Consider the following 20,626-nt stretch of genomic DNA (forward strand, 5'->3'; position numbering starts at 1 on the left):
AAATATGGCTTATAAATATACCAAAAAGGTATCTATTTTTAGTAAATGTTGTATTTTTGACTAAATTTTGTTGAAGCGAAAACGACTTATACCAAATAATGGATAAATATTCCTTTTTAAACGCAGCACACACAGCATACTTTGCTGATTTATACGAACAATACCAAAAAAATCCTGATTCAGTTGAGCCAAGTTGGAGAGCCTTTTTTCAAGGTTACGATTTTGGTAGTGAAAGTTATGGGATGGATGGTGACCTAATTGAAGGTGTTTCGACCCAAATTCCGGAACAAGTTCAAAAGGAGTTTCAGGTGGTAAAACTGATAGATGGTTATAGAAGTAGAGGTCACTTGTTTACAAGAACTAATCCTGTTCGTGCACGACGAAAGTATGCACCTACTCTTGAAATTGAAAACTTTGGTCTATCACAAAATGATATGGACACGGAGTTTTCGGCTGGAGAAATAATTGGTATTGGTAAAAGAACATTAAGACAGATAGTTGATCATTTAGAAAGAATTTATTGTGACTCTATTGGTGTCGAGTACATGTATATTAGAAAACCTGAAGAAATTCAATGGATTCAAAATAAACTTAATGTCAATGATAATCAGCCTCAGTTTTCAGCTGAGCAAAAAAAGCACATCTTAAAAAAATTAAACGAAGCCGTTTCTTTTGAAAGCTTTTTACATACAAAATATGTTGGTCAGAAGCGTTTTTCGCTTGAAGGAAATGAATCCTTAATTCCTGCATTAGACGCACTTATTGAAAATGCATCAGAGCATGGGGTTAAAGAATTTGTTATGGGAATGGCACATCGTGGTCGTTTGAGTACCTTAACTAATATCTTTGGAAAATCTGCTAAAGATATCTTTAGTGAATTTGACGGAAAAGATTACGAACAAGAGGTTTTTGATGGCGATGTAAAATACCATTTGGGTTGGACAAGTAATCGTGTAACGGATAATGGAAAGCAGATTAATTTAAATATTGCTCCAAATCCTTCACACCTTGAAACCGTAGGTGCAGTTGTTGAAGGTATTGTAAGAGCAAAACAAGATGATAAGTATAGTGATAATCCTTCACAAGTGTTACCAATTGTTGTTCATGGTGATGCCGCTATATCTGGTCAAGGTTTAGTTTACGAAGTTGTTCAAATGGCACAACTGGATGGTTATAAGACCAATGGAACGATTCACATTGTAGTGAACAATCAAATTGGATTTACCACCAATTACCTAGATGGGCGTTCTAGTACGTATTGTACAGATGTTGGTAAAGTGACTTTGTCACCTGTATTACATGTTAATGCCGATGATGCCGAAGCTGTTGTTCATGCCATGTTATTTGCACTTCATTTTAGAATGAAATTTAAACGCGATGTTTTTATCGATTTATTGGGTTATAGAAAATATGGTCATAATGAAGGTGATGAACCACGCTTTACACAGCCAAAATTATATAAGGCTATTTCTAAACATAAGAACCCAAGAGATATTTATGCCGAAAAATTGATGAATGAAGGTGTTATTGATAAAGGGTATGTAGCGCAATTAGAAAAAGATTATAAAGATAAACTCGAAGTAAAACTTGAGGACTCTCGAAAAATAGATAAAACTGTCATTACGCCATTTATGGAAAATGAGTGGGTGGATTTTAATACTGTAGTTGAAGATAAAATGCTTCAGCCAGTTGACACTTCATATCCTAAGAAAAATCTAAAGCATATTACTAAAGTTATATCTAACTTACCAGAAGACAAAAAATTTATTCGCAAAATTGAGCGTTTAGTTCAATCACGACAAAAGATGTTTGATGATGATAAATTAGATTGGGCAATGGCAGAACATTTGGCCTATGGAACTTTATTAGAAGAAGGGTATGATGTACGTATTTCTGGTCAGGATGTAGAACGTGGAACATTCTCTCATCGTCATGCAGTAGTTAAAGTAGAAGATAGCGAAGAGGAAATTTTATTACTCAATCAAATAAGCGAAACCCAAGGTAATTTCTATATCTACAACTCTTTGCTTTCAGAATATGGTGTAGTAGGTTTTGATTATGGATATGCTATGGCAAGCCCTAAGACCTTGACGATTTGGGAAGCTCAATTTGGAGATTTTAGTAATGGTGCTCAGATTATGTTAGATCAATACATCTCGGCAGCTGAAGATAAATGGAAACTACAAAATGGTTTGGTTATGTTGTTGCCACATGGTTATGAAGGGCAAGGTGCAGAACATTCATCTGGTAGAATGGAACGTTATTTACAGTTGTGTGCAAAAGATAATATGTTTGTTATGGATTGTACAACACCAGCAAATATGTATCATTTACTTCGTAAACAAATGAAAGCGGAGTTTAGAAAGCCATTAATCGTATTTACACCTAAGAGTTTGTTACGTCACCCATTAGTAGTGTCTTCTGTAGATGAATTTGCAAATGGAAGTTTTCAAATGATCATAGATGATGCTTCTGCTAATGTAGATAAAATAAAAACATTGGTTTTTGTAACAGGGAAATTCTATTATGATCTGTTAGAACAAAAAGAAGAGCTTAAACGTGAGGATGTTGCTTTGGTGAGAATTGAACAATTATTCCCGCTTCCAGAAAAACAGATTAAAGATATCATAAGTAAGTACAAAAATGCTGATGATCTTGTTTGGGCTCAGGAAGAACCAAGAAATATGGGAGCATATAGTCACATGTTAATGCATTTAGATGAAGCAAAATCATTTAGAGCGGCAACACGAAGACCTTATGGAGCTCCTGCAGCAGGAAGTGGTGTGAGATCTAAAAAACGTCATCAAGAGGTCATTGACTTTGTATTTGACAAAACGAAAAACAACCAACGCTAGAAAATAAAGATTTTTATAAAAATATAAATTGTTACAAACGCTAAAAAATAAAATTACAGAACGATGATTTTAGAAATGAAAGTTCCTTCGCCAGGAGAATCAATCACAGAGGTAGAAATTGCAGAATGGTTAGTTGCAGATGGAGACTATGTTGAAAAAGATCAGGCCATTGCAGAAGTTGATAGTGACAAAGCTACATTAGAATTGCCTGCAGAGGCTAGTGGAACAATTACACTCAAAGCAGAAGAAGGAGATGCGGTTGAGGTTGGAGCTGTTGTCTGTTTAATAGATACAAGCGCTGCAAAACCTGAAGGAGGAGATGCTACACCAGCTAAAGAAGAGAAAAAAGAAGAAGCACCTAAAAAGGAAGCTCCAAAAGTTGCTGCTGCCGAAACGAAAACATATGCTACAGGTACAGCAAGTCCTGCCGCTAAGAAAATATTAGATGAGAAAGGGATGGATACATCATCTGTTTCTGGTACTGGAAAAGATGGTCGTATTACTAAAGAAGATGCGGTTAACGCTGTGCCTTCTATGGGAACTCCTACTGGAGGAAGCCGAGGGACATCTCGTAGCAAAATGTCTATGCTAAGACGTAAGGTTGCAGAGCGTTTGGTTGAAGCCAAAAATACAACAGCGATGCTAACGACTTTTAATGAAGTTGACATGTCTCCTATTTTTGAATTGCGTAAGCAGTACAAAGAAGACTTTAAGGCAAAGCATGGTGTGAGTCTTGGATTTATGAGTTTCTTTAGTTTGGCAGTTGTTAGAGCATTAAAATTGTATCCAGCTGTAAACTCTATGATAGACGGAAAGGAAATGTTAAGTTATGATTTTGTAGACATCTCTATTGCCGTATCTGGACCTAAGGGATTGATGGTGCCTGTTATAAGAAATGCTGAAAACTTAAGTTTTAGAGGTGTTGAATCTGAGGTTAAGCGCTTAGCTATTAGAGCAAGAGATGGTCAAATTACAGTTGATGAAATGACTGGAGGAACATTCACTATTTCTAATGGAGGTGTTTTTGGTAGTATGTTATCTACACCAATTATCAATCCACCGCAAAGCGGAATTCTAGGGATGCATAATATTGTTGAACGTCCTGTAGCTATTGATGGTAAAGTTGAGATTAGACCTATTATGTACGTTGCGCTTTCATATGATCATAGAATTATTGATGGAAAAGAAAGTGTTGGATTTTTAGTGGCTGTTAAAGAAGCTTTAGAAAATCCGGTAGAGTTATTAATGGAAAATGATATAAAGAAAGCCTTAGAAATGTAATCTCATTACATAATTAAATGATACAAAAAAGCGCAATTCAAAAATTTGGATTGCGCTTTTTCTCCCTAATAAAAATAACTAACTAATAACTAAAAAAAATTTACAAGAATATTTATTGATATAATTAAAATGGCACTAAATATCAAGCCCGCAATAAAGATCTTGTTTGTAAGGCTTTGTTTGTTTTTCATCGTTTCCATTTTTATATATTTTAAATTATACTTTTCGATTTCAATAAAGCTCTGAGCTTATGAAGACACTCAGAGCCTTATATACCCTAATTAATTAATAGAGTTACTATAAAAAAATCCCTCTAATCTTAATAACTCTGATGTAAAATTCGCCATTAATCACATACCAAACAATACGTAGTTCTACGTATATTTCATGTTTTAAATGTTAAAGTTTTCTTTTTTGACGACTTTTCATAAAAAAAGCTCTGAATTAATAAAAATCCAGAGCCTTTATTCCTTTTTTCCAAAAGGAAATTGATTAATAGCATGACAAACTTCGGTAATATTATGATGCGAAACAATACGTAGTTCTACGTATATTTTGTTTAATCTAGTTTTTGTTGGATTTAAAAATGAAACCCTGAATTGAAATTCAATCCAGGGTTATGGATGATTTGATTCTTCCATTAAGAATAATAGCGATACCAAATTTCAACAATAAAATGAATAAAGTCAATACGTAGTTCTACGTATTCTGAAAAAAAACAAAAAACTCTAAATCAATGAAGATTCAGAGTTTTCTAGTTAATTAAATTCTCCCTATAAGAATAAATAGCTAACACAAATGTCTGTATTTCTCTTAATAGAAACAATAGGTATATTTACCTGTTTTTTGTAAAATAAAAAACTCCAAATCAATAAAGATTTAGAGTTTTAGTTAATTAAATTCTCCCTACAAGAATAAATAGCTGAAACAAATATCAGCATTAAATCTCATGGAGTCAATACGTAGTTCTACGTATATTTTGATAAAAATTCTTCATGCTCTTTAGCATACAAAACAATGCTATTAGCTTTCGATTCAAGTTTTAACTTTGTTCTGATATTACTTTTATGTTTTTCAACTGTTCGGTCTGAGATAAATAAAACACTTGCAATTTCTTTAGCAGTTTTATTTTCGGCAATGAGTTTGAAAACCTTCATTTCAGAGTCGGTTAATGTTTTTAATTCATCAGGTGTTTCTTTTATTTCGAGGTATTCGATCAACTCAGGGCTAAAATAAGAGGTTTCTTGAAGCACAGATGCGATACAATTTTCAATTTCTGCTATAGCAAACTCTTTGAGTATATAACCGTAAATACCTAATGACTTTGCTTTATTATAGATATCCTGACTCTTCTCAAAAGTGATAATTATGATTTTAGTATTAAGGTTAAAGGTTTTGCATTTTTCGGCAACCTCTAGACCAGTAAGCATAGGCATTTGAATATCTAAAATTGCAATATCTGGTTTGTGCGCATTAATAAGAGTTAGCGCTTCTTTACCGTTTTTTGCACTCGCGATGACATTAAATTGCTTTTCTAAAAGGAAGTCATTTAGACCTTTAAGAATTAATGGATGATCGTCTGCTATTATAATTGACGTAGACATTGGGCTATTAATCTGAGGGATTGAAGTCTAAAGATAACGAGTTTTGTTAATGTAAAGAAATAATTCTTACAATTTTAAATACAGATATTTTGTATCATAGTCTATGACCGCTTTAGATTTTTTTAAAATGTCTGCTCCAATAATCCCATCAACTGGTTTTGAATTATGGGTTGTAAGCGCTGTATTAACATGAGTAAGATTGAATAAGATTAAAGCAACTTTATCTTTTTTCCATTTCCCTATTTTAAGTGTGTTTTTTTTAGAGACCTGAGTTTGCATATCTATTGCACCTGCTCCTGCAGCTTTTATTTTTGAATCTTTAGCAATTAGCTTAAAGGTCTCTATGGCCTCAAAACCAACACAGGAACTAGATGCACCAGTATCTAATATAAAAAGCCCTTTTACTCCGTTTATTGAAGCTTTAATTTCGAAGTGATTTGTCTTGGTCAATTTTAATTTCACCTTAGTGTATCCTTTAGCTAATAAGTACTCTTGTAGAGTTTCCATAACAACAATTTTAAGCAAAGATAATAGTATACAAATTAGCAATTGACTTTATTATTAATTCATTTATTTTTGCACAATGATAATTACAGATACACATACACATTTATATAGTGAAGCATTTGATACTGATAGAAAAGCGATGATCGAACGTGCTATTTCTCAAAATGTATCACGCTTTTTTATTCCTGCTATAGACTCTACTTATACCAAAGCCATGATGGCGTTGGAAGCAGATTTTCCTAATCATGTCTTTTTAATGATGGGATTACACCCTACTTCTGTTAAGGACAATTATAAAGAGGAATTAAAACATGTTGAAGATTTATTAGCGAAGCGTCATTTTTATGCTGTAGGTGAAATTGGAATTGATTTGTATTGGGACACATCCACATTGCACATTCAACAAGAGGCATTTAAATACCAGATAGAATTGGCGAAACAATATGACTTACCAATTGTAATACATTGTAGAAATGCTTTTGATGAAATTTTTGAAGTGCTTGATGAAGTAGCAGATGATAAACTATTTGGAATCTTTCACTGTTTTACAGGAACATTGGAACAAGCACATAGAGCGATTTCTTATAATATGAAATTAGGAATTGGTGGTGTTGCTACTTTTAAAAATGGAAAGATAGATCAATTTCTTAAAGCGATTGACTTAAAGCATATTGTATTAGAGACCGATTCTCCATACTTAGCTCCAAAACCATATAGGGGGAAACGAAACGAAAGTGCGTATATCACAAAGGTATTAGAAAAATTAGCTGAGATATATTCGGTTTCCGAAGAAAAAATTGCCGAAATTACCACAGCAAACTCTAAAGATATATTTGGAATATAAATGATGGCAGTAAATCAACCTAACATATTACTAGTCTATACAGGAGGTACCATTGGTATGATCAAAGACCCTGAAACCGGAGCGCTGAAATCTTTCGACTTCAAGAATTTATTGGAGCGTATTCCTGAACTTAAGCTTTTAGATTGTAATATTGAGACAATTTCGTTTGATGATCCTATTGATTCTAGTAATATGAATCCAAAGTATTGGGTTCAAATTGCCGAAATCATTGAAGGAGAGTATCATAATTTTGATGGATTTGTTGTCCTTCATGGAAGTGATACAATGAGTTACTCGGCTTCGGCATTGAGTTTTATGTTTGAAAATTTAGCAAAGCCAATCATTTTTACAGGATCTCAATTACCAATTGGAGATTTACGTACAGATGCTAAGGAGAATTTAATTACTTCTATACAAATGGCTACGCTGCAAAGAGCAGGTAAACCAGTGATAAGAGAAGTTGGTTTATATTTCGAATATAAATTATATCGCGGAAATAGAACTACAAAAATCAATGCAGAACATTTTGAAGCATTTGAATCTTTAAATTATCCGCATTTAGCAGAATCGGGCGTACATTTAAATGTAGAGTATGATGATTTATTTAAGCCCAATACACGAAAAAAACTTGTCGTACACAAACGATTCGAAACTAACATTTTATTAGTAAAATTATTTCCGGGAATTTCAGAAACTATTTTAAGACCACTTTTTGATAGCACAGCTGTTAAGGGTATAGTATTGGAAACCTATGGTGCTGGAAATACAACTACAGAGGTTTGGTTTATAGATCTATTAAAGCAAACTATTAAGAGAAATATCCCAATTATTAATGTGACTCAATGTTCTGGAGGGAGTGTTTTAATGGGACAATATGAAACGAGTACACAATTAAAATCTATAGGCGTTATTTCAGGAAAGGATATTACTACCGAAGCGGCTTTAGCTAAATTGATGTTTATGTTAGGAGAAAATGTGTCTATTAAAACATTTAAAACTATTTTTGAAACCTCTTTACGCGGCGAAATGAGTTAACAATTAGAGAGGTGGCCGAGTGGTCGAAGGCGCACGCCTGGAAAGTGTGTATACTCCAAAAGGGTATCGAGGGTTCGAATCCCTTCCTCTCTGCGAATACATGAAAACACCTTAGAGAATTTGTCGAAGCTAGCTTCAGTAAATTCTCTAAGGTGTTTTCATGAGCAAACGTAAGTTTGCTATTATTGTGTATTGCCAGCATAGCTTTTTGGGATCAGCGCAGCTAATCCATGATGTGTTGTCGAAGCTAGCTTCAGTAAATTCTCTAAGGTGTTTTCATGAGCAAACGTAAGTTTGCTATTATAGTGTATTGCCAATATGATCTTTAGGGATCAGTGTCGCTAAATCTAGTTTAGTGTCCAATACTAATAAGGAAGATATACGCCAATTCTAAATTTGATATGAGCGAATTTTCAGACTTAAAACGTCTTCAATGCGTTAATTTTACAAGTTTTTTTAGGATCATAACAAGAAAAACAAAACATTTTATTTAAATTCGTCATCGTAAAGATTTCAAATTGAGTTAAACAACGTTAAACCTCACTACTCAATTGGGATTTTTATTTTTTAATTACAATTTTTTTATATCTTTAACACTTTAACTAATAAAATTAAGAACAAGAACGATGAAAAGACTATTTTCTATCTTAGCCATAGCATGTATCATGGCTTTCAGTACTGTTAATGCAAGTACAAATGCTTATACAGTAGAAGCTGCAACTACTGCAGTTACCACATCATTTCAACAAGACGAAACACCAGCAACAGCTGACGAAGAAAAATCTTTTACGCAACAAGTAAAAGAACGTTTTATTGAAGGTGGTCCATTTTTTATGGGAATTGTATTGCTATGTTTAATTCTAGGATTGGCTATTGCTATTGAAAGAATTATCTATTTAAATCTTGCAACAACAAATTCAAAGAAATTAACTGCTAATGTTGAGGACGCTCTTAACTCAGGAGGAATAGAAGCAGCAAAAGAAGTTTGTAGAAACACAAAAGGACCTGTTGCATCTATCTTTTATCAAGGATTAGATAGAGCAGATGAAGATCTCGATGCCGCTGAAAAAGCAGTAGTAGCTTATGGTGGTGTTCAAATGGGACAATTAGAAAAGAATGTATCTTGGATATCATTATTTATCGCATTAGCACCAATGCTTGGTTTCATGGGTACAGTACTTGGTATGATTGATGCCTTTGATAAAATTGAAGCTGCAGGTGACATGAACCCTTCGTTAGTAGCAGGTGGTATTAAAGTAGCCTTATTAACAACAGTATTTGGTCTAATTGTTGCTATTATATTACAAATCTTTTACAATTACATTATATCAAAAATTGACAGCATCGTTAACGATATGGAAGATGCATCTATCTCACTAATGGATTTATTAGTAAGACATAAGAAATAAGAAACCAATTATTAAATCAAACATAACATGAATATTCAAAAAATAATCAAAATTGTTGCTTTGGTAATCGGTCTAATTGCAGTATTCTTTTTAGTAAGAATTATGATGTTAGGAGATGAAGCTATTGAAACAGTGGAAGAGAACCAAGCCGTTTTAGGTTGGTTTGCAAACTTAGCCTATGTGGTTTTAGGTATTGCTACAGTATCCGCAGTGGTATTTAGTTTAGCTAATTTAGTAAGCAATCCTGATAAACTTAAAAAGGCATTAATGTCAGTAGGTGTCTTTGTAGCTGTTTTAGCAGTTGCATGGTTTGCATCTTCAGGAGTAGAAACACCATTGAATGATGGTAAAATGTTATCTGCATCTGGATCTCAAATGATTGAAGCAGGAATTAAGGCATTCTATATTTTAATTTTGTTAGCAGCAGGTTTAATGTTGTTTTTCGGAGTTAAAAAGATGCTAAGTAAATAAATTAAATTATGGCAAAACGATCAGCACCAGAAGTTAATGCAGGATCTATGGCAGATATTGCATTCTTACTTCTTATATTTTTCTTGGTAACGACTACAATTCCTAAAGATTCAGGAATTAATCGTAAACTTCCTCCAATTGAAGAAAACGATGAAGATGTTATTATCAAGCAAAAAAATATATTTACTGTTTTAATTAATGGTAAAGATCAATTATTAGTCGAAGATGAACTAATGGAACTTGAAGATTTAAGAGCAGCAGCTATTGAGTTTTTAGACAATGGAGGTGATGGTTCTTGTGATTATTGTAATGGAAAGAAAGATGCTGCGTCATCGGATAATCCAGATAAGGCCATTATTTCATTAAAGAATGAGAGAGAAACTTCTTATAAAACGTATATCTCAGTTCAAAATGAATTGGTAGCGGCTTATAATGAGTTACGTAACAGAAGAGCACTATTAATTGGAGCAAGAAAAGGATTTCCAGAGATGGACTTTGTAAAGATGGAAAAGAACTTTAAAGATGCTAAGTTCATTGGAAACAAGGATAAATTGAAAGAAGTTATTGACCAGATAAGAAACGAGTATCCTGAAAAGCTCTCTGAAGTTTACACTAAATAAAACACAAGAAAATGTCTAAATTTAAAAATAAAAAAGACGATGCTTTACCAGCTGTAAATACAGCATCTTTACCAGATATTGTTTTTATGTTGTTATTTTTCTTCATGGTTGTAACGGTTATGAGAGAAGATACGTTACTTATTGAAAACAAATTACCATTGGCAGATCAAGTAGAAAAGCTAGAGAAGAAATACCCAATTAGTTACATCTATGCAGGTAAGCCTACACAAGCATTTGAAGATCGATATGGTAAAGAAGCACGACTTCAACTTAATGATAAGTTTGCAGAAATTAGTGAAATAGAATCTTTTATTAATTCAGAAAGACTATCTATACGAGAAGAGTTAAGAGATTTCTTAACCGTATCGTTAAAAGTTGATAGTGAAGCTAACATGGGTATTGTTAGTGATATCAAACAAGAACTTAGAGAAGTTAATGCTTTAAAGATTAATTATGCAACAGGTTCTGGTAGTGCATTAGATAATTAATATCTTGAATCAACAATAAAATAAAAGCATCCAATTTGGGTGCTTTTTTTATTCTACACACTCAAAATTTTTTAATCACTATTGAGTTATATTTGTACTATGAAATATGTTTTATATGTAATAATTGCACTAATGGGCATTCAAATTCTTGAAGCTCAAAATGCGCTTGAAACAGAAAAAAAATCAGATTCTATTGTTGATGAAAACTATAGAGAAGATCAGTTTTATCTCTCAGTTACCTATAACCTTCTTGGTAGAAAATTAGACGGCGTGTCTCAAAGTGGTTTTTCAAGTGGTTTTCATTTTGGGTTTATTAGAGATATGCCTATCAATACAAAACGAAATATTGCTATAGGTGTAGGATTGGGTTTGTCAACGAACTCCTATAATCAAACCTTATTAATTTCCGAAGACAATGGAGTTACTAACTACACTATCTTAGATGACGATACAACATTTAGTAAGAATAAGTTCACTACCTACTTATTAGAAATGCCAATTGAATTTAGATGGCGAACATCAACGTCTACCGACTATGATTTCTGGAGAATATATACGGGAATCAAATTGGGTTATGTCCTGTATAATTCATCAAAATTTGATGGGAGTCCCAATGATATTAAATTATCTAATATCGATGATTTTAATAAGCTTCAATATGGATTGACCTTAAGTGCAGGATATTCAAATGTGAGTTTTCATTTCTATTATGCACTTAATTCCATATTCGATTCTAATGCGAAGCTTAGCACTACTAATCAGTCTATAGATATGAATGTCGTTAAAATAGGGTTGATTTTTTATATTCTATAACAATTACATCCAGTAGTTTAACAAGATCAATTGCGGCAATAGACCTACAAAAAAACCTACAGCTAATTCTACAGGAGTATGTGCCTTCAAGTGTAAACGCGAGGTTGCAATGGCACCTAAGATCACACACATCAATGCAATAGTACCATTAATATTTATTTTGAAATGAATAGCAATAGCCACAGCAAACATAAAAAACCCAGCTGATGCTATCATGTGTATACTCGCTTTAAACTTTGCGAGTACGAGCGTAAAGCATGTTATTGTCGAAATAAGAATTCCAATGAAAAAGAAATACAATTCAGGAAGCTCGTTAACAGGTAATACACGAGCTAAAATAAGTATGACTATAAAGCTATTAATAAGTAAAGGTAGTCGTCGCTCTGAAACTTTTTCTAGGTGAAATGATTCTACTTTATTGAGTGTTTTTAAAAGATAAAACAATAGAATAGGTAATATAATGGTGAGAATTGTTATTGAAAACACTTTGGCTTTCATTAATGGCATTGGTACAAAACGGGGTGTTTTTGAAAAATAAAAGACCACACCAAGCAATGGCATTAATAATGGGTGAAAAATATATGATATGCTTTTGAGGAGTTGGTCCAAGTTAGTTAATCTATAATTATTGATTCTGTTTTAATGTCAATATTGGTGTGTCATAATGTTTTAAAAACACCAAGTATTTAATCAACTAAGAATACAAACTTTTTAGATGACCAACTACCAGAATCAAAGTTAGAAAATATATCTAAAAAGGCTAAAATTTAACATTAAGTTATTGTGGGAAAAATCCTAAAATAATACATTTATCTTCAAATTTTATTATACTATAAACCTATAGGGCTATACATTTTAAAAACCAAATCAAAACAAATGAAGAGACATCTAAAAACATTGACAAGATTAATTGCTTTTACATCAATCGTATTTTTTACTAGTTGTGAAAAAGAAGAAATTGTTCATTATAATGAAACGAAAGTAGAAAGTAGGGTTAAATCAATTTCACTGGGCGAATTATATGATAAAATTGGATATACAGATACTTATAAAGCCTATAATAGATTTTTTGATACCAATGACAATGCTTTAAATAGAATTAGTAATAATTGTGAAGCTCAAATTATTACTGATGATATTACAATGATTGAATATGATTATATAACATCCTATATTTTAAAAATTGATACAGAAACCGAAAATAATGAATTTTATAATTTGGTTTTTCATGTAAATAACAGTGATGGTATTGTAAAATCAAATATCATAAAGTATACACCTAGTTTAGATTGGCTTCTAGATATGTCACAACCATTTAAAGGCACAATGCATATGATGGATAATGATATTTTTTCTCTCGAAGATATGACAAATGCACTATCTAGAAATTCATTAGTATTTACTTGTGTCACATCTATTACTTGGCAATGGGAATGTAGTGCTAATAATAATCATAGTCCTGCAGACACGCAAACACCAAATCCAGATACACCGGGATTAATGATATGTGAAGTTGGAGGTAATCAATTAATCATTAATGTAACTTATGGAGATTGTCCAGAAGGATTTGAAGCAGGTGACTCGACTTCGGGAGGCATTTTTGTTTCTCCAAATGTAGCGGTTAATCATGGAACTGTAACGCCTGGTTCAAATGGAACAGGGACGGGAACTGGAAATAATGGAGGTGATGTGAGTGATGGTAGCGGAACAGGTTTAGGTGATTTAGATGGTAATACCTTTCCTGTAAAAATAAAACCGTTACAGAACCCAACGGAAGCAGCTTTAATTGCTTTAGGCTCTATAGTTCAAAGTCCTGTTGCTGAAATTGAACCTATAGACATTAAGCGAGCACGAATTAAAGCAGTTGGTTTATATTTTCTAACACTTACTGGCGGAGATGAGAACTCTCCATTTGTTGAGTTTAATGAAGCTTTAGATACTGCAGCAAATAATGAAAGTTTATCGGCAGAAGACTTAGATATTATGGGTCAAAAAACAAAGGCTGCTTATAATCAACTAATTAATTATGCTAGTGCTATAGAAGGAATAAGTGATATTAATGAGTTACAATACATAATGCCTCAACATGTTATAGACCAGGTTGAAATAAATATTACAGAAACAACTATCTTGCCCGAGGTTAAATCATTATCTCAATCTAGTTGGCCTCAAAATGCAGAAGAATGGACTGCAATGGCTGAGATTATGGGGCAATTTTTAGTAGAAATTGGGTTAGCACTTATACCAGGTAGTAGTATTGTTGATGTTGTTGGAGGTCTTGATGAAGGAGATTATTGGTTGGTTACAGCAGGAATAGCTGGTTTAGTAATTGATGCTTTTGGAGGTGTAATTTTAAAAACCATTGCTAAAGCAGGGAAAGCTATTTATAAATCATTTAAAATTTTTAAGCTAGCCTATAAATACTTGGCGGAGATTAGAAGAGGATTAACCGCTGGACTTAAAACGGTTTTAGAAGGAGATACAGTGAAAATTTTAGATGATGCAGATAATTTGATTGCAAGAATTTACAATAATATCCTTACATTTAAATATACTGGTTTTGGAGGTGATATTGTAACTAAACCTAATAAGACAACTACTGTTATAGGCAAGTGGGTTGATAATGTTGATGGAGGAGGAACGAGTAAAGTTATTAACTCAGGATTATCAAAATCTGGAGAGAATGTTGGAGGGATTAATGCATTAAGTTTTGATGGAAGTGGAATGACAGAAGCTCAACAGTGGTTGGTTAATCAACAATGGTTAGATGATGCTATTGTAAGAGGAGATGATATTAGAGTAATTTCTAATCCATTAGAGAATATTAATAAATTTAAAGTAAATACAAATGGTCAATTTGTAAATTCTATTGGAGATGTCATACCAGAAAGTGAATTAACAAGTCAAGGAGTTTTAAGCTTCTTTGGCAAGGAGATTGAACACCTTGAAAATGCGGGTTACGTCTATGATGTTATAACCAAACAATGGTATTTACCTTAATTAGAATAGATATGGAAAATCTAAAATTAAAGCTTATAGAAAAAAATAAAGAAAGGTTGACAAAGTATGAGTCATTTAAGAGTTTCGAAAGCAAACATCTAAATGTAGACTTAAACTCTTGTTTGACAAAAGGGTTTTCTTCAGAAAATCCTAAATATAAATATGTAAATTATTTAAGATATTATTTTTTGCATTATACTTTCGAAAATAATATCGATTTTAACGACTTAGTTTTATTGGCTATGCAGAAAAAGGATATTAGTTTAATTTTTTACAGTATATATTTAACTTCCCAATTTATTGAAGAAAAGCATCCTAGAGAATTACAAGATTGGTTTATAAAAAGTTATGTTTCTCTTGAAAAGATCTCTGATAAACCAAAAGAATTGATAAGTTTTTTTTTAGAAAAGGAGTTAATTAAAGATTCTCAAAAAAAGTTTTTTCAAGAAATTTTAAATGATTTTACAAGACGATATAATGCTTTTAATGGAACTTACAAAATTGAGGAAGAGCCATTCTTACATTTTGTAAATATACCTTTCTAATGATTAGTTTGGAATTTCTAAAGTTATAAATAAAATGAGTGTTTTACCTATAGATGTTGTTTTAAAAATTAAAAAGACTTTCAAAACGAGAATGAAATTTCTTTAGTCAAAATTTTTTTAGAAAAAATATATAGAGTCTATAAATATAGGAAAGTTCAATATGGTAGAGCCACTTTAATTCATTGAAGAAGCATATTTAACTAGTTTACCATGAAAAAACACATGTATATAAATGTTCTTTTTGCCTTAAGTATGTATTGGTGCACTGCCCAAACAACTTATGATGTTGTATTTCCTAAAACACAAACTGAAATGGATGAGGTTTGTCAGCAGTGCTATACAGCGTTTAGACAAAAGCCCAAAGAAGTGAAATTTTCAATTAAGCGAGAAAGAAACTATTTGTTTTTTGAAACTAATAATAAGCCTTGGTTTAATCAATTGTTTAAAGGAGTAAATGATGGGATTGCTATAGATGTTGTTGCCAAAGATTATTATAATTGTGATGAAGAAACAATAGACCAACAAATAAAAGGGGCGCTGTTACGACCAGTTTATGCCAAACGATTGAAGTCTGGTCTCAAACAAAAAGGAGATATATTTAGAGTAAGAGTTGGTAATATACCAGCCCATTTATTAGATAAAGAATTAGAATATAACATCTTATTTCTTGGAAATAAGAGGCTATGCATGTATTACATTATTTATAACCTTAAAGCTTATAACTGGGATTTGTTAGATATGGGAATGTATCTAGATAACATAAGTTATAATAATCAAGGAGTTTCATCTAAAGCACAAGATGCATTTAAGATAAAGTATAAAACCTTACGCTTTAAAATTCCTTTTGAAAAAAATAAAACGGAATACCCTCCAGAGGATATTAAGCCTTTGTATGATTCTCTAAATCTTACAGATTTTAATATTAAAACTATAAATATTAATGCTTATTCATCTATTGAAGGAAGGTTAGAACGCAATATAGAATTGCAAGAGCAAAGAGCAAATAGTATTGCCAAAGCCTTACAATCATATCAAAAACCTACTATTGAAACTACAATTTCATCTTCTGAAAATTGGGTGGAATTTTTAAATGATATTGCGAATACCAAATACGATAATCTAAAAAGTTTGAGCAAGGCTCAACTTAAAGCAAAGTTAGTTGGTGCATTTTCTAAAGAAATGGAGCCTTACCTAAAAAACCATAGAAAAGCTGTAGTTACATTAGAGTTGGAGAAAAAAGATAAATACAAGACCTTGTCTGAAACGGCTTTAGTTGATTTGTTTAATGCTTCAATTACAAATGATAACTTAGACGAAGCAACGGTAATTCAAAATTCAATTTTCGAAAAATTAAAAAACAAAGAGGTTTCTCCAGATATTTTGAAGACCATGAATATTCCTCGACAAATGAAATTTGTGAATGTCTTAAACAACAATAGTGCTATAAAGTATCAGCTAAATGAGCAACAAATAATCATTGTAAGAAATGAACTGGAAGCACTTAAAAAACTAGAACCTGAAAACCCGAGAGTTAATTATAACCTTATCGCTATAAAAATTAAAATTTGGCGCTATAATTTTGAGCCTGTGAATACTGATCAACTGAAAAAGGAAATTAACGGACTTAAAAGGTATGGTGTTGAGCAAGTATTAATCGATAAAATGTTAGTGAATTATCACATTATCAAAAGTGAGCAATTCATGAAAAAACAAGATTATACTAACAAAGATATATCAGTAAACTATATTTATCAAAATTATAAAAAAGTCCCATTATCAAATGTTGACTATTTTAGTTTAGCTCAGTTTCTTGCCTATTATGCTAATGTTGATAAAGCAGCCAATTTGTTAAGTTCTAAAGTTAATCAAATTGATGTTGATGAAGATTTATTGTTCTATTACTTGAATTTAACACTCACAAATTCAGATTTGACCCAAACTGAAAACTATAGAACGATAATGCTTAACGCTGTTAATTTAAATAAATCTAGATTTTGCAAATTATTTGATGCAGTAGGTAAAGATGGAGTTACATTTCAGCTTATGGATGATGCTTTTTTAAAATCTACATATTGTGAAAATTGTAATAATTAGATCTTCTTTCGTAATCGCGCTACAGGAATATCCAGTTGCTCACGATATTTAGCAACGGTTCTACGTGCTATAGGATAGCCTTTTTCTTTGAGTATTGTTGCAAGTTTTTCGTCAGTTAGTGGTTTCTTTTTATCCTCTTCTTCTATAACCGTTTCCAGTATTTTTTTGATTTCACGAGTTGATACCTCTTCACCTTGATCATTAGTCATCGATTCACTAAAGAATTCTTTAATAAGTTTTGTACCATAAGGCGTGTCTACATATTTACTATTAGCAACACGAGACACGGTAGACACATCCATATCAATTTCATCTGCAATGTCTTTTAAGATCATTGGTTTTAACTTACGTTCATCACCTGTAAGAAAGTATTCCTTTTGATAATGCATAATGGCACTCATGGTCACAAAAAGTGTCTGTTGACGCTGTTTAATGGCTTCTATAAACCATTTGGCAGCATCTAACTTCTGCTTAATAAACATGACGGCGTCTTTTTGAGATTTGCTCTTATCTTTGGTAGCCTTGTAACCTTTCATCATATCACTATATTCACGTGATACATGAAGTTCAGGAGCGTTTCTTCCGTTGAGTGTAAGTTCTAATGCGCCGTCTACAATTTTTATGGCAAAATCTGGAACCACATGCTCCACCATTTTATTGTTTCCAGCATAAGAGCCTCCAGGTTTTGGGTTGAGACGCTCTATTTCTTCAATAGCATCTCTGAGTTGAACCTCAGTAATATCAAATTTTTGAAGTAACTTTTTATAGTGCTTTTTTGTAAATTGATCAAAGGCTTTATCAATAACATCAATGGCTAATTCGACATCTGGATGTTTCTCCTTTCTATGCAATTGAATACTTAAGCACTCCTGAAGGTTTCTTGCACCAACACCAGCTGGATCTAATTGATGTACTTTAAGGAGTACTTTTTCAATCGTCTCTTCAGTAGTAAACACATTTTGAGTAAAGGCCAAGTCATCCATAATATCACTCAACGACCGACGGATATAACCACTTTCATCAACACTACCAACTAAAAACTCGGCAATTTCTCGCTCTTCATCACTAAGCCTGAAGGTGTTTAACTGATTTCTTAAATGCTGTGTAAACGATGTCCCAGCTGCATACGGTACATTCTTTTCTTCGTCATCAGCACTATAATTGTTGGCTTGTGTGCGATATTCAGGGATATCATCATCACTCAAGTATTCATCAATATTAATGTCTTCAGTATTAATAGTCTCATTATCATCGTATTCATCAGCTGAGTTATCAAACTCATCAAATTTATCCTCGTCTTTGGTGTCTTTTCCTGTATCTAAAGCAGGATTTTCTTCCAGTTCTTGTTTTATGCGTTGCTCAAATGCTTGCGTAGGTAGCTGTATCAACTTCATGAGTTGAATTTGTTGCGGTGACAACTTTTGAGATAATTTAAACTGTAAATATTGTTTGAGCATAATCTAAATTTGGTACAAAGTAAAGTTAAAAAAACTATTGATAACTGCTTGCAAAAACAATGCCCTTTTATAATAATTTAAAAGACCTACTAGATTTTAAATCGAATAGGTCCTTTGTATATGTCTATATGAAATGTCTTAAATTAAAATTCTGCATTTTGTGGTGTTCTTGGATAAGGAATCACATCACGTATGTTACCCATACCAGTAGCGAACATTACTAAACGTTCAAACCCTAAACCAAACCCAGAATGCACTGCAGTTCCATATTTACGAAGATCTAAGTACCACCACAATTCTTCTTCAGGGATATCAAGTGCTTTCATCTTTTCTTTTAATACCTCTAGGCGTTCCTCACGTTGTGACCCTCCAGCCATTTCTCCAATACCTGGGAATAAAACATCCATAGCACGAACAGTTTTTCCGTCTTCATTTAAACGCATATAAAACGCTTTAATATTTGCTGGATAATCAAATAAAATTACTGGACATTTGAAATGCTTTTCTACTAAGAAACGCTCATGCTCACTTTGTAAGTCTGCTCCCCATTCTTCAATAATATATTTGAATTTCTTTTTCTTATTTGGTTTACTGTTTCTTAAAATGTCAATGGCTTCAGTATAACTTACTCTTTTAAAGTTGTTGTCTACCACAAATTTGATTTTTTCAATCAAGCTCATTTCAGAACGTTCAGCTTGTGGCTTAGATTTCTCTTCAGTTAATAGGCGTTGTTCTAAAAATTCTAAATCTTCACGATTGTGTTCTAAAGCGTAGCCCAGTACAGATTTCATAAAGTCTTCGGCTAAGTCCATATTACCAGCCAAATCCATAAAAGCAACTTCAGGTTCTACCATCCAAAATTCGGCTAAATGACGCGAAGTATTTGAGTTTTCAGCTCTAAATGTTGGGCCAAATGTATATACTTTTCCAAGAGACATCGCATACGTTTCAGCTTCTAACTGCCCAGAAACCGTTAAGTTCGTCTCTTTTCCGAAGAAATCTTCTTTATAATTAATTGAGCTATCATCATTAAGAGGTGGGTTTTTTGCGTCTAAATTTGTTACTCTAAACATTTCACCTGCACCTTCAGCATCACTTCCTGTAATAATTGGTGTATGTACATGGTAAAACCCATTGTCAGTAAAATACTTGTGAATCGCAAAAGACAACGAAGAACGTAAACGCATCACAGCACTAAACGTATTTGTTCTTGTACGTAAATGTGCGTTCTTACGTAAGAACTCAAAGGTGTGTTTTTTAGGCTGAATTGGATAGGCTTCAGGATCTGAATCACCAAGAATTTCAATAGACGACACTTGTATTTCTACTTTTTGCCCTTTTCCTTGACTTTCTACCAAATCTCCTTTAATATGCACAGCGGCACCAGTTGTGATACGCTTTAATAAGTCTTCATCTGTATTTTCAAAATCAACAACACACTGTATATTATTTATCGTCGACCCATCATTTAGAGCAATAAAACGATTGGCTCTAAAGGCTCTTACCCAACCTTTTATTTCTATAGGCTGAAATGTAATATCTTGTGTTAATAGTTGTGAAACGGTATAGTTCATTATTTTGAAATTTTATGCAAATATAAATG

The 20,626-nt window shown here is 32.5% G+C and carries 17 protein-coding genes and 1 tRNA gene; 13 read left to right on the top strand and 5 right to left on the bottom strand.

The genetic code is table 11. The annotated features are described in order from the left end of the window. The first annotated feature begins 98 nt into the window (after positions 1 to 98). Both Q0783_RS06300 and odhB read left to right on the top strand, forming a co-directional pair. Positions 99 to 2,855, top strand: a complete 2,757-nt coding sequence (locus Q0783_RS06300; RefSeq protein ID WP_298894075.1) for a 2-oxoglutarate dehydrogenase E1 component — start codon at positions 99 to 101, stop codon at positions 2,853 to 2,855. 63 nt (positions 2,856 to 2,918) lie between these two features. Then, complete coding sequence (odhB, locus tag Q0783_RS06305; RefSeq protein WP_298894076.1) at positions 2,919 to 4,136, top strand: 2-oxoglutarate dehydrogenase complex dihydrolipoyllysine-residue succinyltransferase; 1,218 nt, start codon at positions 2,919 to 2,921, stop codon at positions 4,134 to 4,136. A gap of 968 nt (positions 4,137 to 5,104) precedes the next feature. Here the strand turns inward: odhB and Q0783_RS06310 are convergent. Continuing rightward, on the bottom strand, positions 5,105 to 5,740 hold the full coding sequence (locus tag Q0783_RS06310; protein WP_230934914.1) for a response regulator transcription factor: 636 nt from the start codon (positions 5,738 to 5,740) through the stop codon (positions 5,105 to 5,107). Between the two features lie 66 nt (positions 5,741 to 5,806). Next, positions 5,807 to 6,247 (bottom strand): retropepsin-like aspartic protease, encoded by a 441-nt coding sequence (locus tag Q0783_RS06315; protein ID WP_230934915.1) that lies wholly within the window; start codon positions 6,245 to 6,247, stop codon positions 5,807 to 5,809. 76 nt (positions 6,248 to 6,323) lie between these two features. Between Q0783_RS06315 and Q0783_RS06320 the strand changes: the two genes are divergently transcribed. The 8 genes from Q0783_RS06320 to Q0783_RS06355 all read left to right on the top strand — a co-directional run bounded on the left by Q0783_RS06320 (position 6,324) and on the right by Q0783_RS06355 (position 11,927). Next, complete coding sequence (locus Q0783_RS06320) at positions 6,324 to 7,091, top strand: TatD family hydrolase (RefSeq protein WP_298894077.1); 768 nt, start codon at positions 6,324 to 6,326, stop codon at positions 7,089 to 7,091. 3 nt (positions 7,092 to 7,094) lie between these two features. Next, entirely contained in the window at positions 7,095 to 8,126 is a 1,032-nt protein-coding gene (locus Q0783_RS06325; protein WP_298894079.1) for an asparaginase, read from the top strand. A 5-nt stretch (positions 8,127 to 8,131) separates the two neighbouring features. Continuing rightward, positions 8,132 to 8,219 (top strand) — tRNA-Ser (locus Q0783_RS06330). Between the two features lie 533 nt (positions 8,220 to 8,752). Beyond that, on the top strand, positions 8,753 to 9,535 hold the full coding sequence (locus Q0783_RS06335; RefSeq protein WP_298894080.1) for a MotA/TolQ/ExbB proton channel family protein: 783 nt from the start codon (positions 8,753 to 8,755) through the stop codon (positions 9,533 to 9,535). Positions 9,536 to 9,562: 27 nt separating this feature from the next. Continuing rightward, positions 9,563 to 10,006 carry a hypothetical protein gene (locus tag Q0783_RS06340; protein ID WP_298894081.1) on the top strand — a complete coding sequence of 148 codons (444 nt, stop codon included), beginning with the start codon at positions 9,563 to 9,565 and terminating at the stop codon, positions 10,004 to 10,006. An 8-nt stretch (positions 10,007 to 10,014) separates the two neighbouring features. Further along, positions 10,015 to 10,626 carry a biopolymer transporter ExbD gene (locus Q0783_RS06345; RefSeq protein WP_298894082.1) on the top strand — a complete coding sequence of 204 codons (612 nt, stop codon included), beginning with the start codon at positions 10,015 to 10,017 and terminating at the stop codon, positions 10,624 to 10,626. A gap of 11 nt (positions 10,627 to 10,637) precedes the next feature. Beyond that, positions 10,638 to 11,114, top strand: a complete 477-nt coding sequence (locus Q0783_RS06350) for a biopolymer transporter ExbD (RefSeq protein ID WP_298894083.1) — start codon at positions 10,638 to 10,640, stop codon at positions 11,112 to 11,114. Positions 11,115 to 11,213: 99 nt separating this feature from the next. Continuing rightward, complete coding sequence (locus Q0783_RS06355) at positions 11,214 to 11,927, top strand: porin family protein (protein ID WP_298894084.1); 714 nt, start codon at positions 11,214 to 11,216, stop codon at positions 11,925 to 11,927. Between the two features lie 3 nt (positions 11,928 to 11,930). Here the strand turns inward: Q0783_RS06355 and Q0783_RS06360 are convergent, their stop codons facing one another. After that, complete coding sequence (locus Q0783_RS06360) at positions 11,931 to 12,536, bottom strand: hypothetical protein (protein WP_298761389.1); 606 nt, start codon at positions 12,534 to 12,536, stop codon at positions 11,931 to 11,933. Between the two features lie 267 nt (positions 12,537 to 12,803). On the opposite strand from Q0783_RS06360, the gene Q0783_RS06365 reads away from it, so the two are divergent. The 3 genes from Q0783_RS06365 to Q0783_RS06375 all read left to right on the top strand — a co-directional run bounded on the left by Q0783_RS06365 (position 12,804) and on the right by Q0783_RS06375 (position 17,566). Then, positions 12,804 to 14,927, top strand: coding sequence for a hypothetical protein (locus tag Q0783_RS06365; RefSeq protein ID WP_298894086.1), 2,124 nt, complete (start codon positions 12,804 to 12,806; stop codon positions 14,925 to 14,927). An 11-nt stretch (positions 14,928 to 14,938) separates the two neighbouring features. Beyond that, entirely contained in the window at positions 14,939 to 15,472 is a 534-nt protein-coding gene (locus Q0783_RS06370; protein WP_298894089.1) for a hypothetical protein, read from the top strand. 210 nt (positions 15,473 to 15,682) lie between these two features. Then, the gene (locus tag Q0783_RS06375) at positions 15,683 to 17,566 is read left to right on the top strand and encodes a hypothetical protein (RefSeq protein ID WP_298894091.1); all 1,884 of its coding nucleotides are present in this window, start codon (positions 15,683 to 15,685) and stop codon (positions 17,564 to 17,566) included. Here the strand turns inward: Q0783_RS06375 and rpoN are convergent. Beyond that, positions 17,563 to 19,023: an RNA polymerase factor sigma-54 gene (gene rpoN / locus Q0783_RS06380; protein WP_298894093.1), complete on the bottom strand. Its 1,461-nt coding sequence runs from the start codon at positions 19,021 to 19,023 to the stop codon at positions 17,563 to 17,565. The genes Q0783_RS06375 and rpoN overlap by 4 nt on opposite strands. Positions 19,024 to 19,166: 143 nt before the next feature. Then, positions 19,167 to 20,600, bottom strand: a complete 1,434-nt coding sequence (asnS, locus tag Q0783_RS06385) for an asparagine--tRNA ligase (RefSeq protein WP_298894169.1) — start codon at positions 20,598 to 20,600, stop codon at positions 19,167 to 19,169. Positions 20,601 to 20,626 lie beyond the last annotated feature (26 nt).

This window comes from uncultured Psychroserpens sp., from assembly GCF_947500255.1.
Classification (GTDB): Bacteria; Bacteroidota; Bacteroidia; order Flavobacteriales; family Flavobacteriaceae; genus Psychroserpens.

Coding starts and splice junctions, on each gene's coding strand:
- Q0783_RS06300 (WP_298894075.1), top strand. CDS start 99: ATGGATAAATATTCCTTTTTAAACGCAGCACACACAGCATACTTTGCT.
- odhB (WP_298894076.1), top strand. CDS start 2,919: ATGATTTTAGAAATGAAAGTTCCTTCGCCAGGAGAATCAATCACAGAG.
- Q0783_RS06310 (WP_230934914.1), bottom strand. CDS start 5,740: ATGTCTACGTCAATTATAATAGCAGACGATCATCCATTAATTCTTAAA.
- Q0783_RS06315 (WP_230934915.1), bottom strand. CDS start 6,247: ATGGAAACTCTACAAGAGTACTTATTAGCTAAAGGATACACTAAGGTG.
- Q0783_RS06320 (WP_298894077.1), top strand. CDS start 6,324: ATGATAATTACAGATACACATACACATTTATATAGTGAAGCATTTGAT.
- Q0783_RS06325 (WP_298894079.1), top strand. CDS start 7,095: ATGGCAGTAAATCAACCTAACATATTACTAGTCTATACAGGAGGTACC.
- Q0783_RS06335 (WP_298894080.1), top strand. CDS start 8,753: ATGAAAAGACTATTTTCTATCTTAGCCATAGCATGTATCATGGCTTTC.
- Q0783_RS06340 (WP_298894081.1), top strand. CDS start 9,563: ATGAATATTCAAAAAATAATCAAAATTGTTGCTTTGGTAATCGGTCTA.
- Q0783_RS06345 (WP_298894082.1), top strand. CDS start 10,015: ATGGCAAAACGATCAGCACCAGAAGTTAATGCAGGATCTATGGCAGAT.
- Q0783_RS06350 (WP_298894083.1), top strand. CDS start 10,638: ATGTCTAAATTTAAAAATAAAAAAGACGATGCTTTACCAGCTGTAAAT.
- Q0783_RS06355 (WP_298894084.1), top strand. CDS start 11,214: ATGAAATATGTTTTATATGTAATAATTGCACTAATGGGCATTCAAATT.
- Q0783_RS06365 (WP_298894086.1), top strand. CDS start 12,804: ATGAAGAGACATCTAAAAACATTGACAAGATTAATTGCTTTTACATCA.
- Q0783_RS06370 (WP_298894089.1), top strand. CDS start 14,939: ATGGAAAATCTAAAATTAAAGCTTATAGAAAAAAATAAAGAAAGGTTG.
- Q0783_RS06375 (WP_298894091.1), top strand. CDS start 15,683: ATGAAAAAACACATGTATATAAATGTTCTTTTTGCCTTAAGTATGTAT.
- rpoN (WP_298894093.1), bottom strand. CDS start 19,023: ATGCTCAAACAATATTTACAGTTTAAATTATCTCAAAAGTTGTCACCG.